A 16,541-nucleotide genomic window follows, 5' to 3' on the forward strand; every position below is an offset into this window, starting at 1 on the left:
AATGCACCTTAACCGGATCACCACCGGCCTCGGCCTGAGCGTCTCCCTGTTGTCGGCTTCCTCCGCCTGGGCGGCGCAAATGAGCGACGACAACTTCGGTATCGACCTCAAGATCACCGCGCAGTCGGAAGACGACCGCGACCTCGGCACCCGTGACGGTGGCGACGTTCACGGTATCGCCCTAGACGTGCGTCCCTGGGTCTATGGCGAACGCGGCAACTGGAGCGCCTTTGCCTTGGGCCAGGCCGTCACGGCGACCGACATCATTGAAACCGACACCCTGCAGTCCAACGAGAGCGAGGCCAGCAGCAGCGGCGGCAACACCGGCCGCGAGCCAGACAAAAGCTACCTGGCCCTGCGCGAATTTTGGGTCGACTACAAAGGCCTGACCGCCTACCCCGGCGAACACCTGCGCCTGGGCCGCCAGCGCATGCGCAGCGACGACGGCACCTGGTGGGACACCAACATCGAAGCGTTGCGCTGGAGCTTCGACACCACCCTGCTCAAAGCCCATGTCGGCGTCGCCGAACGTTACTCCGACTACCGCACCGACCTCGACGAACTGGCCCCAGAAGACGAAGACCGCCAACACCTGTTCGGCGACATCTCGACGCAGTGGAAGCCCGGCCATTGGCTCGGCTTCAAGGCCCACCACAGCCGCGACACTGGCGAGCTGGCTAACCCCGGCGAAGCCATAGACGAAATGAGCAAGCGCTACACCGGCGACCTCACCTGGCTGGGCCTGAGCGCCGACGGCGACTTTTTCAACCGCCGCTCGACTATGCCGCTCAATTACTGGGCGCAAGCCACTTGGCTGAACGGTGATATCGATGAGCTTGAACAACAGGTGATCGGCGACCAGCGCCTGGCCAATGGCGCGCGCAACGTCGATGTCAACGCCTGGGCCGTGGACCTTGGCCTGCGCTGGAACATCGATGACAACTGGCGTCTTGGTGGCGCGTATGCCCGTGGTAGCGGCGGCGGTGATGACGACAGCTCCGAGCAGTTCCGCCAGACCGGACTGGAGAGCAACCGCTCCAACTTCACCGGTACCAATGCGCGCATGCACCGTTTCGGCGAAGCCTTCCGCGGCGAGCTTTCCAACCTGCAGGTGGCCACGGCGTTCACCTCTTGGCAGCTGCGCGACGACTACGACGCCAGCCTGGTTTATCACCAGTTCTGGCGGGTCGACGACCAGCAGGACATCGGCGACAGCGGCATCATCGCGCCGCTGCAAGCCGGCGAGAAAGAGGTCGGCCAGGAACTCGATCTGGTGGTGACCAAATACTTCAAACAGGGCCTGTTACCAGCTTCGATGGCCGAGCACCTGGACGAGCGTTCGGCCCTGGTGCGCTTCCGTGGTGGCGTGTTCAAGCCCGGCAAGGCCTATGGCAGCGACACCGACGCGCTGATGCATCGCGCCTTCGTCGACTTTATCTGGAGATTCTGAGGGTAGCCCTATGACAGAACAGCCAGACAAAATTAAGCAGCGCTTCGGCATCGGTTTGCTCTGCAGCGGCGTACTAGTCGGCGCGCTGCAACTGGCCGCGCCTTGGGTGCAAGCCGCTGAGAGCGAGCCCACGCAAACGCTCAAGCAGGCCAAAACCTACACGGTCACCAGCGCCCCGATTGAGCCGCTGCACCTGGACACACCCACCCTGCCCGACCTCTCTGGCTACACCGCTGAGGCGGTAAAAGCCAAGATCGAGCGCAGTAAGAAGGGTCAGGTGGTGGTGCGCAGCATGCTGCAACAGGACGCCTTGAAGGACTTTATCGGCGGCGATGAACGCCTGCGTGAGTGGGTCAAACGGCAACAGGGCATGCCCAATGCGATCTTTATCGAAGGTGGCTACGTCACCCTGCAAGACCTCGCCAAGCGCCTGCCCGATAACCAGTTCCGCCAAGTTAAGCCCGGCGTTTACCTGGCACGCCTGCCTATCGTGGTCGCCCAGAATGCGACCCTGCATGTCGATAAAAACGTCGAGGAACTGCGCCTGTCGCAAGAGCGCGGCGCGTTCATGGTCAACGACGGCAAGCTGTTTATCACCGACACCCGCCTGACCGCCTGGCGCGAAGCGGATAACGGCCCGGCCACCTTCCGCAAGCCCGACGAGTTCCGCCCGTTCTTGGTGTCGTGGGGCGGCAGCGAGTTGTATATCTCAGACAGCGTGGTCACCAGCCTCGGTTACAACACCAGTAAGTCCTACGGGGTCAGCATCACCCAGTACACCCCGAACATGCACAAGCGCCTGCAGCGCAAAGAGCCGACCGGCTGGCTGCTCAACTCCGAGTTCGTCGATCACTGGTACGGTTTTTACTGCTACGAAGCCGCCGACGTAGTGATCAAAGGCAATACCTACCGCGACAACATCGTCTATGGCATTGACCCGCACGACCGTTCCCACGGCCTGATCATTGCCGAGAACACCGTGCACGGCACCAAGAAGAAGCACGGCATCATCATCTCCCGCGAGGTGGATGACAGCTGGATCATCAACAACAAGAGCTACGACAACAAGCTCTCCGGCATCGTCATCGACCGTAACAGCATCAACAATCTGATCGCCTACAACGAAGTCAGCCAGAACCACGCCGACGGCATCACCCTGTACGAGAGTTCGCACAACCTGCTGTGGGGCAACAAGGTGCTGAACAACGCCCGCCACGGTATTCGGGTACGCAACAGCGTGGACATTCGCCTGTACGAAAACGTCTCGGCGGCCAACGCCCTCACCGGCGTATACGGCCACATCAAGGATCTCTCGGCCACCGACCGCAACATCTCCCTGGACCCCTTCGACACCAAGATTTCCATGATCGTGGTCGGCGGCACCCTCGCGGCCAACGGCTCCGGCCCACTGTCCATCGACTCGCCGCTGTCGGTTGAGCTGTACCGCGTGAAGCTGATCGCGCCCACCAAGAGCACGGGTATCAGCTTCAGCGGCATCCTCGGCGAAAAACAGGAAGAAATTCTCGACCTGATGGTGCGACGCAATCTGGCCGTGCTAATTGACCCCGTCGAACGCCAGACCGAACTCCAGGATTGAGGACGCCAACATGATCACAGCCCACCTGCCACTCCGCCAACTGGCCCTCGCCTGCACCCTGCTGGGTGCCGCCGGCAGCGTCCTGGCCAGCCCGCAATACCAGGCACAACGGGTCGGCCCGTTGTGCCCCGCAGCGCAAGACCCAAGCCAGTACAACACCAAGTACCTGAGTTTTTTCACCGCCCTGGTGCAGGGTGAAGGCGACTGGTTATTCCGTAGCCGCTATGACCTGCGCACCGACTTTGGCACCACGCCCGCTGGCTATCGGCAGTTCAAAAAGCTGCGCGATGCCCTGAAAGCCAAAGGCGTGGAGCTGGTGATCGTCTACCAACCCACCCGTGGCCTGGTGAACCGTGAAAAGCTCACGGCAGCAGAAAAGGCCCAGTTCGACTTCAAGCTGGCTAAACAGAACTACCTGAAGGCCATCGAGGGCTTTCGCCAAGCCGGCATCTGGACCCCTGATCTGTCGCCACTGTTTGATGAACAAGGCGTAGAGACCGACTACTACTTTCAGGCTGACCACCACTGGACCCCCGCCGGCGCCGAGCGTACCGCCGAACTGGTGAGCAAAACCCTGGAGCAGATCCCAGGCTTCGCCGACATCCCCAAGAAAGACTTCGAGAGCAAGGTGGTCGGCCTGCTGCCCAAGGCCGGCACCTTGCACAAGACCGCCGCACAATTCTGCGGCACCAGCTACGCCACCCAGTATGTGCCGCGCTTCGAGACCACCACCCAGGGTGAAGCCGACAGCGACAGCCTGTTCGGCGACGAAGCCGACCCGCAGGTGGCACTGGTGGGCACCAGCAACAGCGGCCCGGCCTACAACTTTGCCGGCTTTTTGCAGCAGCACAGCGGCGCCGAAGTGCTCAACCTGGCGGTCAGTGGCGGCGGTTTCGACAGCGCCCTGCTGCAATACATGAGCAGCCAGGAGTTTCACGAAAATCCGCCAAAAGTGCTGATCTGGGAGTTCGCCACCCACTATGACCTGGCCCAGGCCAGCTTCTACCGCCAAGCACGCCCGTTGGTGGAAAACGGTTGTGTCGGCAAAACCGCCGCTCTGCACAACACCGTCAATCTCAAGCCCGGCAGCAACGAGGTGCTGGTCAACGGCAAGGGCCGGCAACTGGTGGACCTGCGCGGTGGTGATTACCAAGTCGATCTGACCTTCAGTGACCCCAGCGTGCATGAAGCCCAGGCCACGCTTTGGTACCTCAATGGCCGCCGCGAACAATTCAAGCTCGAACAGAGCGACCGCGTCGACACCGCCGGGCGCTACGTTTTTGAACTGCGCAACGACCCCGACTGGGCCGACCTCAACCTGCTCGCCCTGGAAATCCACAGCCCGGAAAACATGCCGGCCAATCTCAGCGTCGACGCCACCCTGTGCCAACGCCCGGACACGGGCAAGGCCGTGGTGGCCCAGGCGCAACAGGCCAAGGATTCGCAATGAAGATCAACCATTGGTTACTGACCCCCTGCCTACTCGGCAGCGCGCTGTGCATACCACTCGCCAACGCCAGCAAGCTGGTGCCCCCGGCTGGCTACTATGCGCCGGTACTGCTTACCGAGAAAAAACCACAAGCCTGCGCGGCCACACCGCAGCCCTATACCGACAAGCTGGTGTTTCGCAGCAAATACGAAGGCTCCGGTAAGGCCCGCGCCACCCTCAATCTCGACTCGGAAAAAGCCTTCCGCGAGAAGACCGCCGCCATCACAGAGATGGAGCGCGGGGTCAGCAAACAAATCATGCAGTACATGCGCGACGGCCAGCCGGCGCAGCTCGAATGCGCATTGCAGTGGCTAAACGAGTGGGCCGCCGCCGACGCCTTGCTCAGCAGCGAGTACAACCACACCGGTAAATCGGTGCGCAAATGGGCGCTGGGCAGCCTGGCCTCGTCCTACCTGCACCTGAAGTTTTCCGCCTCGCAGCCACTCGCGGCCTACCCGCAACAGGCCCAGCAGATCGAAGCCTGGTTCAGCCAACTGGCCGAGCACACCGTGCAGGACTGGAGCGACCTGCCGCTGAAGAAAATCAACAACCACAGCTACTGGTCCGCCTGGTCGGTAATGGCCACGGCCATCGCCACCGATCGTCGCGACCTGTTCGACTGGTCGGTGGCGCAGTTTCGCGTGGGTGCCAACCAAGTCGATGCCGAGGGCTATCTGCCCAACGAGCTCAAACGCCGTCAGCGCGCGTTGGCCTATCACAACTACAGCCTGCCGCCGCTGATGATGGTGGCCGCCTTCGCCCAAGCCAACGGCGTCGACCTGCGTGCGGAAAACCAAGGCGCACTGCAACGCTTGGCAAAACGGGTGCTGAACGGCGTGGATGACCCGGACGATTTCGCCGCCAAAACTGACGAAAAACAGGACATGGACGACCTGGAAAAACCCAACAAATACGCCTGGCTGGCGCCTTATTGCGTGCTCTATACCTGCTCGGCCGAGGCCCAGGCGTTGCAACAGGAAATGGGCCCGTTCCGAACCTTCCGCCTCGGCGGCGATGTCAGCCAGTTGTTCAGCCCGCAAAAGGCCGGCGACAGCTAAACACCATGCACTGAATAACCAGGAGAGCCGGCCTGCACCGCGCGCTCTTCGCCCACTCGTTGGGCATGTTGCAAAACCCGTCCACAGGTGTGGGGGGGAAAGGGGGGGCTTGGCCCTTGACCCGCGTCACTCAACGGAGAGAAACGGATGGTCTTTTCATCCAACGTGTTCCTGTTCTTGTTCTTGCCGGTCTTTCTTGGCCTGTATTACCTGAGCAGTAATCGCTATCGCAACCTGCTGATCCTGATCGGCAGCTACGCCTTCTACGCCTGGTGGCGGGTGGATTTCCTCCTGCTGTTTGTGGCGGTCACGCTGTGGAACTACATCTTCGGCCTGCGCATTTACCAGGCGGGGGTTAAATCCAAAGCCGCGCAGCGCTGGGTGCTCTGGGGTGTGGTCGGCAACCTGGCGACCCTGGGCTACTTCAAGTACGCCAACTTTGGCGTGGAAAACATCAACAAGGTGCTAGAAGGCGCCGGCTTTGAGCCGTTCCTGCTGACCCACGTGATCCTGCCCATCGGCATTTCCTTCTATATATTCCAGTCGCTCAGCTACCTGATCGACGTGTACCGCGGCGACACCAAACCCACGGAAAACCTGGTTAATTTTGCCGCGTTTATCGCCCTGTTCCCCCAGCTGATCGCAGGCCCCGTGCTTCGCTACAAAGACCTGGCCGACCAGTTCACCGACCGCACGCACAGCCTCGACAAGTTCAGCGAAGGCGCTACGCGCTTTATGCAGGGTTTCGTGAAAAAGGTGTTTATCGCCGACAGCCTGGCGCCCCTGGTCGATCACTGCTTTGCCCTGAGCAACCCCAGCACCGGTGATGCCTGGCTGGGCATGATCGCCTACACCGCGCAGCTGTATTTCGACTTCTCCGGTTACAGCGACATGGCCATCGGTCTTGGTTTGATGATGGGTTTCCGCTTTATGGAAAACTTCAATCAGCCTTACATGAGCCAGTCGATTACCGAATTCTGGCGGCGCTGGCACATCAGCCTCTCCACCTGGCTGCGCGACTACCTGTACGTGCCGCTGGGCGGTAACCGTGGTGGCACCTTCAACACCTACCGCAATCTGTTTTTGACCATGTTGTTGGGCGGCCTGTGGCACGGCGCTAACTGGACCTTCCTGATCTGGGGCGCGTGGCATGGCATGTGGCTCGCGATCGAGCGCCTGTTCGGCGTAAACGCCGCGCCCAAGGTAATCAACCCACTGAAATGGGCCTTTACCTTCCTCCTGGTGATGCTCGGCTGGGTGATCTTCCGCGCCGAAAACCTCGACGTGGCCTGGCGCATGTACAGCGCTATGTTCAGCCCGGCGATATTCAGCAGCCAAGGCTGGGCGCTGAGTGAACTGAACCGCGCCAGCATCACCGACCTGCAGGTCGCCACCTTGGTGCTGGCCTATGCGGTGATGGCGTTCTGTGGCCTGCGCCAGTTCTATCGCTCGCGCCCCGCAACACCCGCCAACCCATCGCTGGCCCTACAGGCCAACGGCGCCACAGTCGCCCTGCCCCATTACCTGCTACGCGGCGCCTTACTGCTGCTGTTCTGCGCCTCCGTGCTGAAACTTTCGGCGCAGAGCTACTCACCCTTTCTCTACTTCCAGTTCTGAGGAGCCGACCATGACGCGTCCGTTACGTAAGCTCTATGTCGCCCTGTTTATCGGCATCCTGGCCCTGCTCTTTGCGGCCTCCCTGCGCGGCGTAGTGAGCTACCGCACGCCTGCCGAGTTCAGTGTGCTCGATGGCAACCTGGCCAAAACCTTTGAGCAGCACTACGACGAAGAGCTGCCGATCAAAGACATCGGCACCAACCTCTGGGCCGCCCTCGACTACCTGCTGTTCAATGAAGGGCGCACGGGGGTAAAGATCGGCGAACAAGGCTGGCTGTACTCCGATGAAGAGTTCAAGCCAGAAGTCGATGGTCCTAAGCAAATCAGCGAAAACCTGGCGCTGATCAACGGCATTCGCGATGAGCTGGCCAAGCACGATGTACTGCTGCTGATGGCCATCGTGCCGAGCAAGGCGCGCCTATATCCGGAGTTTGTCGGCGACAACCCCACCAGCCCGCTGCGGCAGAACCTCTATCAGCAGTTTCTCGCTGAGGTGAGCGCTGCCGATATCGCCGCCCCTAACCTGCTAAGCACCTTGCAGGCGGGCAAGGACAAGGGCGCCATGTTCCTGCGCACCGACACCCACTGGACGCCACAAGGGGCGGACCTGGTCGCGCAACAACTGAGCACCACGCTCAAACGTGGCATCACCCTGGACGGCGAACCACAGCGGTTTATCACCCAGGCCAACGCCACTAAACCCTACAAAGGCGATCTCACCCGCTTCCTGCCTTTGGAGCCCTGGTTCAGCGGCCTGATGCCGCAACCCGACCGTCTGCGCCAACGCGAGACCCAAGCCGCCGAGGAGGCAGGCGAGGAGGCAGGCCTGTTCGGCGACAACGCCATGCCAGTGGCGCTGGTTGGCACCAGCTACAGCGCCAACCCCGCGTGGAATTTTGCCGGCGCCCTGCGCCAGCACTTGCAGCGCGACCTCAGCAACCACGCCGAAGACGGCCAAGGCCCGCTGATCCCGATGCTCAAGTACCTGCAAAGCGATGACTTCAAAAACACCCCACCGCAACTGGTGATCTGGGAGTTCCCCGAGCGCTATCTGCCCATGAGCAACGACCTCAGCGACTTCGATGCGCAGTGGCTCAGTAGTTTGAAAAAACCCGCTGGCAACCAGCGTTTGGTCACCAGCGACAGGCGTTGAAGCCTGCCTTTAACAGCGTTTTTACCCGGTCGCACGACCGTTTTATTGACCTAAATGGAGTTCTACCCATGCACAGACCAACCTCAACCTTCGGAATGTTCTATGCCTGCGCGCTCGCTCTGAGCCTCACCAGTGTCTCCGCCACAGCCGGCGAAGGCGGCCTGTATGCGCCAAACGCGCCCAAGGGCTCGACCTTTGTTCGCGGCTACAACGCCGGTAATAGCGAACTCAACTTCAGCGTTGGTAATACCGAGCTAAGCGACATCGCGCCACTGGCCTCCAGTGATTTCAGCTTTATGCCAGCAGGCAGCTACAGCGCCCAAGTGGGCAGCAACAACCTGCCGGTAAAGCTTGAGGCCGAAAAGTTTTACACCCTGGTCAGCCAGGACGGCGAAGCGCCCAAGCTGGTGGCCGAAGCCCCGTTCAACAACAAGCGCAAGGCGCTACTGCGGGTGCAGAACCTCACGGACAGCAAGCTCAGCCTGAAAACCACCGACGGTAAAGCCGTGGTCGACGCCGTAGGCCCGGACGCCAGCGGCCAGCGTGAGGTCAACCCGGTCAAGGTCAACCTGGCGCTGTTTGCTGGCGAGCGCAAAGTCAGCGATCTCAAGCCCGTCAGCCTGGCGCGCGGTGAAGTGGTGAGCCTCTACGTTACCGGCAGCGGCAACGCCCTCTCACCGGTATGGGTCAAGCGCCCAGCGAAAACCGATTAACCCAGACAAGTACAGGTGCCGGCCATGACCGGCACTGCGAAGCAGCGCCTGCAGGAGCAGACGTTTTGGAGTACCCCCAGTTTTCCCGGCTGGGTAACCGGGCAGGCCGGCCTGTTGGCCGCCTACCCAAGCAAACCAAACGAGCTTTAGGAGTACACAACATGATTCCAGTAATCCTTTCCGGTGGCAGCGGTTCGCGTCTTTGGCCTCTTTCGCGCAAACAGTATCCCAAGCAGTTTCTCGCCCTGACCGGCAGCGACACCTTGTTTCAGCAAACCATCAAGCGCCTGCGTTTCGAAGGCATGCAGCCGCCGGTACTGGTGTGCAACCTGGAGCACCGCTTTATCGTGCGCGAGCAGTTGAAAACTCAACAGCTGGAAAGCCAAACCCTGCTGCTTGAACCCTTTGGTCGTAACACCGCGCCTGCCGTGGCCATGGCGGCCATGCAGTTGCTCGCAGAAGGTCGCGATGAACTGCTGCTGATCCTCCCCGCCGACCATGTGCTGGCCGATCAGCGCGCGTTCCAGCAAGCCCTGGCCCTAGCCACCTGCGCGGCGGAAAAAGGCGAAATGGTGCTGTTCGGCATCCCCGCCAGCCGCCCGGAAACCGGCTATGGCTATATCAAATCGGCAGTCGACCCTGCCCTGCCCACCGGCAGCATGCGCGTGCAGCAGTTTGTCGAAAAACCCGACGAAGCCCGCGCCCGCGAATTCGTTGCCAGCGGTGACTACTACTGGAACAGCGGCATGTTTTTGTTCCGCGCCAGCCGTTACCTCGAAGAGCTGAAGCAACACGATGCCGACATCTACGACACCTGCCTGCTGGCGCTTGAGCGCAGCCAGATTGACGGCGACCAGATCACTATCGACGCCGCCACCTTCGCCTGCTGTCCAGACAACTCCATCGACTACACCGTGATGGAAAAAACCAGCCGCGCCTGCGTGGTACCGCTGGATGCCGGCTGGAATGATGTGGGCAGCTGGTCATCGATCTGGGATGTTCACCCCAAAGATCAGCACGGCAATGTGCTGTCCGGCGACGTGGTGATCCATGACAGCCACAACTGCCTGGTGCACGGCAACGGCAAGCTGGTCTCGGTGATCGGCGTGCAAGACATCGTGGTGGTGGAAACCAAAGACGCCACCATGATCGTGCACAAAGACCGCGTGCAGGACGTCAAGGCCATGGTCAACCAACTCGACGCCGACGGCCGCAGCGAAACCCAGAACCACTGCCAGGTGTATCGGCCATGGGGTTCCTATGACTCGGTGGACATGGGCGGTCGCTTCCAGGTCAAACACATCACCGTCAACCCCGGTGCCACGCTGTCCTTGCAAATGCACCACCACCGCGCCGAACACTGGATTGTGGTCTCCGGCACCGCCGAGGTGACCTGCGATGACAAGGTGTTCCTGCTCACCGAAAACCAGTCCACCTATATCCCCATGACCGCAGTGCACCGCCTGAGCAACCCCGGCAAAATCCCGCTGGAGATTATCGAGGTGCAATCAGGCAGCTACCTGGGTGAAGACGACATCCAGCGCCTGGATGATGTCTATGGGCGTAGCGAAACCCCAACCCTCAGCCTCGCCGCAGGCTAAGGCGCAAAACGCCAGCCTCTGCTCCGGGGCTGGCGATCCAAAGCATGTACCCCGCCACCCGGCCTTGTGTAGGATGAACGCTTGTTTATCGATCAAGGCCATCTTTCCCCATGCTATTCGGCGCAATCCTGGTACTGAGCTGGTTAATCCTGCTGATCCGCTACCCGAGCAAGGCGCTGCCGATTTCCCTCGCCGCGTTGATCGGCCTAGGCCTGGTGACCAGTTGGGTGCTCTGGGAAGAAAGCCGCGAGAACCGCCACCTGGCTCATTTAGAGCTGCGCCTCGACTATGCCCCGGACAGCTGCCCGGGAGACCGCCCACTGGCCCTGAACCTGAAAAACGACAGTGAAGCCGCCCTGCGTGAGTTGCAGTGGCAAATCGCTGCCTACCGCCCTGGCGACAGAATCAATCTGGCCGAGCGCTTGTATGAAACCCCACGCTACAGCGGCCCCGGTGACTTGCAGCCAGGCGCCGAGTGGCAAACCTGCCTGCCGCTGCCAACCCTACGCAGTGGCTATCGCGCCAGTACCCTGAAATTTCGCGCCGAGCGGCTGCAAGGCAGCTTTAGCCGTTAATCGAACTCAACAGAACAATAATTAGGAACCCTGCATGAGCCAGCCCAGCGTACTGATCACCGGATGTTCCAGCGGCATTGGCCGTGCCCTGGCCGAGGTATTCCAGCAGGCCGGTTATCAGGTGTGGGCCACCGCGCGCAAAACCGAGGATCTCGCCGCATTGAGCGAGGCCGGTTTTAACGCCCTGCAACTGGACGTCAACGATGGCCTGGGGCTTGGCCAAGTGGCCGAACGCCTGAAAGCCGAAATCGGTGGCCTCGACGTATTGATCAACAACGCCGGCTACGGCGCTATGGGGCCACTGCTTGATGGCGGCGTCGAGGCCATGCGCAAACAGTTTGAAACCAACGTGTTCTCGCTGATCGGCGTTACCCGCGCGCTGTTCCCGCTGCTGCGCCAGAACAAAGGCTTGGTGGTGAATATCGGCAGCGTCTCAGGTGTTCTAGTCACCCCGTTTGCCGGTGCTTACTGCGCCTCCAAGGCTGCCGTGCATGCCTTGAGCGATGCCCTACGCCTGGAGCTGGCACCCTTTGCGATTGAGGTGATGGAAGTGCAGCCCGGCGCGATTGCCTCAAGCTTCGGCGCCAACGCCAGCCAGCAGGCCGAGCTGCTGATTGACGAAGCCTCGCCTTGGTGGCCGATCCGCGAAGGCATTCGCGCCCGCGCCAACGCCTCGCAGGACAACCCCACCCCTGCCAGCCACTTCGCCCGCAATCTGCTGGCGGCGGTGCAGAGCAAGTCCCGCCCTAACCTGATCCGCCTGGGCAACGGCAGCCGTAGCATGCCGCTGCTGGCCGCCCTGGTACCTAAGCGCTTGATGGAAAGCATTCTGAAAAAACGCTTCGGCCTCAACCGCAGCCTTTAAATCACCGGGAGCGCGCACGATGAACCCGCCCAACACTGACAACGCCTCGACAACCCGCCTGGCCATTGGCGGCGTGGTGGCGGTCATCGTACTCAACCTGCTGGTGCGCAGCTTCGTCAAACTCGGCGGCGTACTCAGCACCCTGCTGGTGGCCGCTTTAGTAGCCGGTGGCATGGCGCTGTGGTTTCACTTGCAACATCGGCGCCGCCCATTGCCCAGCGAACGCCGGCGCCTGATCGCCCTGTATGGCGGCATCCTCGCCCTGCTCTACCTGGCCCTGCTGGGCATGATGTGGCTCAAAGACGAACCCGGCCCGATGGGCTTGTTTATCTTTGGCCTGCATTACTTCAGCTACCCGCTGCTGGCGTGGGTCGTGCTTTCAAGGAAGAGAGCTTGAGGGTGATGGGAAAAAGTGGACGATCTCATACAGAACTATAACTATGATTAAAGGCCCACTATGCTCACATGGAACTCACTAGTAGTGGCCCGATAGAAAATCATCTAATCACTGTTAGATTTTTAGGGAAGAAGATAGCGTGATACCAGAGCTAAACCAATCAGGGGTCTTACCTCCGTTTATTCCAGAGAAAGGGCCAACTGACCCAGCAGGCATGGCGCCTTATCGAACCACTATTACTGAATTCGTAGTACGTTATTCTCAATCCCCAGAGCGTATAACCATACTTAAAGGACTATTGGAATATCGCAGAAAATTAAGAGAGACCGGAATCACACAGGGATTTCAGTGGCTTGATGGTAGTTTTGTTGAAAATGTAGAGCTGACTAGAGGCCGTCCACCAGCAGATGTCGACCTAGTAACGTTCGCCTTTCGGCCGACAAGCAGCATTGACGAGTGGAAGAATTTAGTCCGCAGCAATACAGAACTTTTCCTACCAGACGAATCCAAAGAAAAATATTTCTGCGACGCTTATTTTGTAGATCTAAACCTTCACCCAATACACATCGTAAGCAACACAAGATACTGGTTTGGACTATTTTCTCATCAAAGAGAATCATACCTATGGAAGGGTATGATCGAAGTACCTATACAGTGCAACGATGACAAAGCCATGCAATTCCTAGAGGAGGTTAGCAATGCCTAAAAAACTTGACATTGACAGCCTATCTTCAGAAATAGCCACAATAAAAGAGCTGCTTGCAGGCGCCAAAAGTTCTAATGATATTGTCGGTGAAATGCAGCTTGAGCATCGCCTCAAAAAACTGACAGAAAAAGCTGACAAACTTAAAGAAAACTCCCTAAACGACAACAGTGCTAGCGTTGCATTATTTTTTGGTGGCCAGCCAGTCATTGGTTCGAAGGGTATCGCCGCAGAGTTTGCGGGGATTGCCTTAGAGCAATTCCAAAGTTTAATAGGAAAAATATTTGCCACCAATGAATTAGGCGAACTTGGCCAAAGAGGCAAGATCCCTCTCAGAGCCCATTCAGAACTGATGATTACAGGCCTTGCCAGGGGTTCTTTTGGATTCGTGCTAGACGAAATGAGCGACCAAATACAACTAGAGACATCACAACTAACGCACATAATCGACAAAACAGCACACATCTTGAGAGATACCGCGGCACAAGATGAAGCAGTTTTCGAGGCTCTACTGGAGGATTTAGACCCCAGATCCCTGATCGCATTAAAAGACTTTTTTTCCAACTTAGATACAAACAAAGCAACAATTCGGATAGTAGAAAAAGACTTGGACTTCACTCTAGACGGCACAGCAATTCATCGTGCCCGAACTCGCACAGAGGCGACATCGATTGAAGAGAAAACAAGTGAAATTGAAGGCATTCTAGTTGGGTTTCTTCCAGAACATAGAAAGTTCGAACTTCGTGACAATCTTGGAAAAATCATCTATGGCTCGGCAACAAAAGATGCTGTAGATCAATTCTTGAAAGCTACTGAATCCGTCATAGGCAAAAAATGCTTGGCGAAAACCACTATTAAAACTGTCGCACCACTTAACAGACCTTCTAGAGAGGTTGTTCGTCTTATGGAGTTTCTTCATTTTGGTGACTAACAATTAGTCATGACTGAACGCCCAGGTGAACAGCCCGTAGGATGGGTTGAGCAACGCGATACCCATCGGCAATTCACAGCCAGTTGCCTTGATTAAAACCTGATGGGTATCGCTGCGCTCAACCCATCCTACGCGTGCCTGTCAGCCCTAACGCTTGATGGTCTTGAGCAAATCTTCCGGGGTGATATAGCCCACCGCGCCGGCATTGCTCGCTGCGCTGCCCGGCTGTGGCTGATGGAGGATATGGCCCTTCATCTTGCCGATGATGTGCATCTCGCACGGCTTGCAGTCGAACTTCAGGGTCAGCACTTCATCCTGATGGATCAGCTGCATGTCCGAGACTTTGGTGCGCACGCCGGTCACGCCTTTTGCCTGCTTGGGGCACAGGTTGAAGGAGAAGCGCAGGCAGTGCTTGGTGATCATCACCGGCACTTCACCGGCTTCTTCATGGGCCTCGTAGGCCGCGTCGATCAACTGCACGCCATAGCGCTTGTAGAAGGTGCGAGCCTTGTCGTTGTAGACGTTGGCGAGAAAGGTCAGGTGCGATTCCGGGTACACCGGCGCTGGCACGCTGACCGGCTTGCGCCCGCCACGTGGATGAACGGCAACGCGGGCCTGAGTCAGCGCGTCAATGGCTTCGCGGCGCAGGGCTTTGAGCTGCGAGCCGGGGATAAACGGCACAGCCTCCCAGTCGATCTGCACAGCGGTGCTGTAGTACATGGTGGTGCCCAGCTTGCTCAGGGTGTCGGCCAGCTGCTCACGGGACTGCTCGGCATCCTTGGCGGCGGCGAACGGCCCAGCCAGGCTGACGCTGGCGACCACGCCCTCTTCGCTGCTCACGCTCAGGTGCAACTGATCACCCTGCAACGCCACCTGCCAGCTGACGGCGACGCGGCGCTCGGCCGAGGTCTTCTGCAGGGCCTGTTGCCAGTTGTGGTCGAGGTTGCGATTGAGCGGCTGCTGCGGCCGCACGCGCTGCATGGCTTCGGGCATTTCATTGGGCTCGACGCGGTAGCGATAGCGCTTCTCACCGTCTTCCTCAAACTCGCTTTTCAGCTCGCAGATGTTGCTGCGAAACCCCACCACTTCGCGCTTGATCAGCACGTTGAGGCCATCGCCGTTGGACAGCGGCGTGTCGGTGACGGCAATCAGGTCGCGCTTGCCGACTTTCTCGACATAGCCCACAGACAGCCCGGTAAAGGTCGGCGAATCGAAGGCGCCGATGTCTACCTTGCGATCAGTCACAAAGTAGTCAGTGCTGCCACGGTGGAAGGTCTTGTCGGTGTCGGGGGTGAAAAAGTGCTCGGTGCGGCCGCTGGCGGCGCGCGCCAGGTGCGGCCGCTGTTCAAGAATGGCATCCAGCTCGCGGCGGTAATGGGCGGTGATGTTCTTCACATAGCTCATGTCTTTGTAGCGCCCTTCTATCTTGAACGAGCGTACGCCGGCATCCACCAGATGGATCATGTTGTCGGTCTGGTTGTTGTCCTTCATCGACAGCAGGTGCTTATCAAAGGCCACCACGCGGCCCTGATCATCTTTCAGGGTGTACGGCAGGCGGCAAGCCTGCGAGCAATCGCCGCGATTGGCGCTGCGGCCGTTCTGCGCGTGGGAGATGTTGCACTGCCCGGAGAACGCCACGCACAGGGCGCCGTGGATAAAGAACTCGACCGCCGAATCGACGTTCTTGCAGATATTGCTGATTTCTTCCAGGTTGAGCTCGCGGGCCAGCACCAGCTGGGAGAACCCGGCCTTATCGAGGAAGCGGGCTTTTTCCAGGGTGCGGATATCGCACTGGGTACTGGCGTGGATCTCGATGGGCGGCAGGTCCATCTCCATCACGCCCATGTCCTGCACGATCAGCGCATCGATGCCGGCCTCATAGAGCTGCCAGATCATCTGCCGCGCCGGCTCCAGCTCATCCTCATGCAGGATGGTGTTGAGGGTGACAAACACCCGCGCATGGAACAGATGGGCGAACTGCACCAACTCGGCAATGTCCGCCACGCTGTTGCTGGCATTGTGCCGCGCACCAAAGCCGGGGCCGCCGATGTACACAGCGTCGGCGCCATGCAGGATGGCTTCCTTGGCAATGGTGGTATCGCGCGCAGGGCTGAGCAGTTCGAGGTGGTGCTTGGGCAGGGACATGGCGTGGGCATCAAGGCAGTCAATCAAGCCGGGCATTTTACCCTTAAAGCTGACTTTATATGTGGCCGTCGGGCAGCGGCCTAAACACTGGATAGGCATACAGACAAAAGCCCGCGTAGAATTGCACCTTCAAAGTGAATTTAAGATCTCGCGAGCTAGAGCCATGCAAGGCAAAAACAGGCGAGGAAGCGGAGTTTACGACTGTAAATGAGCATTCCGAGCCTGTTTTTAACGCAGCAGGGCCGAC

The 16,541-nt window shown here is 59.2% G+C and carries 15 protein-coding genes; 14 read left to right on the forward strand and 1 reads right to left on the reverse strand.

Annotated features, from left to right (window positions below; all coding sequences use genetic code 11):
- Position 1 precedes the first annotated feature (1 nt).
- From D8779_RS02695 to D8779_RS02755, 14 genes are all read left to right on the forward strand, one after another.
- Positions 2–1,450 carry an alginate export family protein gene (locus tag D8779_RS02695; protein WP_136662921.1) on the forward strand — a complete coding sequence of 483 codons (1,449 nt, stop codon included), beginning with the start codon at positions 2–4 and terminating at the stop codon, positions 1,448–1,450.
- Between the two features lie 10 nt (positions 1,451–1,460).
- Positions 1,461–3,047, forward strand: a complete 1,587-nt coding sequence (gene algG / locus D8779_RS02700) for a mannuronan 5-epimerase AlgG (RefSeq protein ID WP_136662922.1) — start codon at positions 1,461–1,463, stop codon at positions 3,045–3,047.
- A gap of 10 nt (positions 3,048–3,057) precedes the next feature.
- A complete protein-coding gene (locus D8779_RS02705; RefSeq protein ID WP_136662923.1) occupies positions 3,058–4,497 on the forward strand; it encodes an alginate O-acetyltransferase in 1,440 nt (479 codons plus the stop codon).
- Positions 4,494–5,594: a mannuronate-specific alginate lyase gene (locus D8779_RS02710; protein WP_136662924.1), complete on the forward strand. Its 1,101-nt coding sequence runs from the start codon at positions 4,494–4,496 to the stop codon at positions 5,592–5,594. Before D8779_RS02705 ends, D8779_RS02710 begins: the two co-directional genes overlap by 4 nt.
- 147 nt (positions 5,595–5,741) lie before the next feature.
- Entirely contained in the window at positions 5,742–7,211 is a 1,470-nt protein-coding gene (locus D8779_RS02715; protein ID WP_136662925.1) for an MBOAT family O-acyltransferase, read from the forward strand.
- A gap of 10 nt (positions 7,212–7,221) precedes the next feature.
- Positions 7,222–8,364, forward strand: coding sequence for an alginate O-acetyltransferase (locus D8779_RS02720; protein ID WP_136662926.1), 1,143 nt, complete (start codon positions 7,222–7,224; stop codon positions 8,362–8,364).
- Between the two features lie 68 nt (positions 8,365–8,432).
- Positions 8,433–9,077 carry an alginate O-acetyltransferase AlgF gene (locus D8779_RS02725; protein WP_136662927.1) on the forward strand — a complete coding sequence of 215 codons (645 nt, stop codon included), beginning with the start codon at positions 8,433–8,435 and terminating at the stop codon, positions 9,075–9,077.
- Positions 9,078–9,101: 24 nt separating this feature from the next.
- Positions 9,102–9,227 carry a hypothetical protein gene (locus D8779_RS20900; RefSeq protein ID WP_276605879.1) on the forward strand — a complete coding sequence of 42 codons (126 nt, stop codon included), beginning with the start codon at positions 9,102–9,104 and terminating at the stop codon, positions 9,225–9,227.
- 11 nt (positions 9,228–9,238) lie between these two features.
- A complete protein-coding gene (locus D8779_RS02730) occupies positions 9,239–10,678 on the forward strand; it encodes a mannose-1-phosphate guanylyltransferase/mannose-6-phosphate isomerase (protein WP_136662928.1) in 1,440 nt (479 codons plus the stop codon).
- A gap of 110 nt (positions 10,679–10,788) precedes the next feature.
- Complete coding sequence (locus D8779_RS02735; protein WP_136662929.1) at positions 10,789–11,253, forward strand: multidrug transporter; 465 nt, start codon at positions 10,789–10,791, stop codon at positions 11,251–11,253.
- Between the two features lie 34 nt (positions 11,254–11,287).
- Positions 11,288–12,118 carry an SDR family oxidoreductase gene (locus D8779_RS02740; RefSeq protein ID WP_136662930.1) on the forward strand — a complete coding sequence of 277 codons (831 nt, stop codon included), beginning with the start codon at positions 11,288–11,290 and terminating at the stop codon, positions 12,116–12,118.
- Positions 12,119–12,137: 19 nt separating this feature from the next.
- Positions 12,138–12,515 (forward strand): hypothetical protein, encoded by a 378-nt coding sequence (locus D8779_RS02745; RefSeq protein WP_136662931.1) that lies wholly within the window; start codon positions 12,138–12,140, stop codon positions 12,513–12,515.
- Between the two features lie 139 nt (positions 12,516–12,654).
- Positions 12,655–13,221, forward strand: a complete 567-nt coding sequence (locus D8779_RS20995) for a DUF6932 family protein (RefSeq protein ID WP_136662932.1) — start codon at positions 12,655–12,657, stop codon at positions 13,219–13,221.
- Positions 13,214–14,149: a hypothetical protein gene (locus D8779_RS02755; protein ID WP_136662933.1), complete on the forward strand. Its 936-nt coding sequence runs from the start codon at positions 13,214–13,216 to the stop codon at positions 14,147–14,149. The genes D8779_RS20995 and D8779_RS02755 overlap by 8 nt, the downstream gene beginning before the upstream one ends.
- A gap of 147 nt (positions 14,150–14,296) precedes the next feature.
- Here the strand turns inward: D8779_RS02755 and D8779_RS02760 are convergent, their stop codons facing one another.
- On the reverse strand, positions 14,297–16,294 hold the full coding sequence (locus D8779_RS02760) for a peptidase U32 family protein (RefSeq protein WP_136662934.1): 1,998 nt from the start codon (positions 16,292–16,294) through the stop codon (positions 14,297–14,299).
- Between the last annotated feature and the right edge of the window lie 247 nt (positions 16,295–16,541).

It is taken from the genome of Pseudomonas leptonychotis (assembly GCF_004920405.1).
Taxonomy (GTDB): Bacteria; Pseudomonadota; Gammaproteobacteria; order Pseudomonadales; family Pseudomonadaceae; genus Aquipseudomonas; species Aquipseudomonas leptonychotis.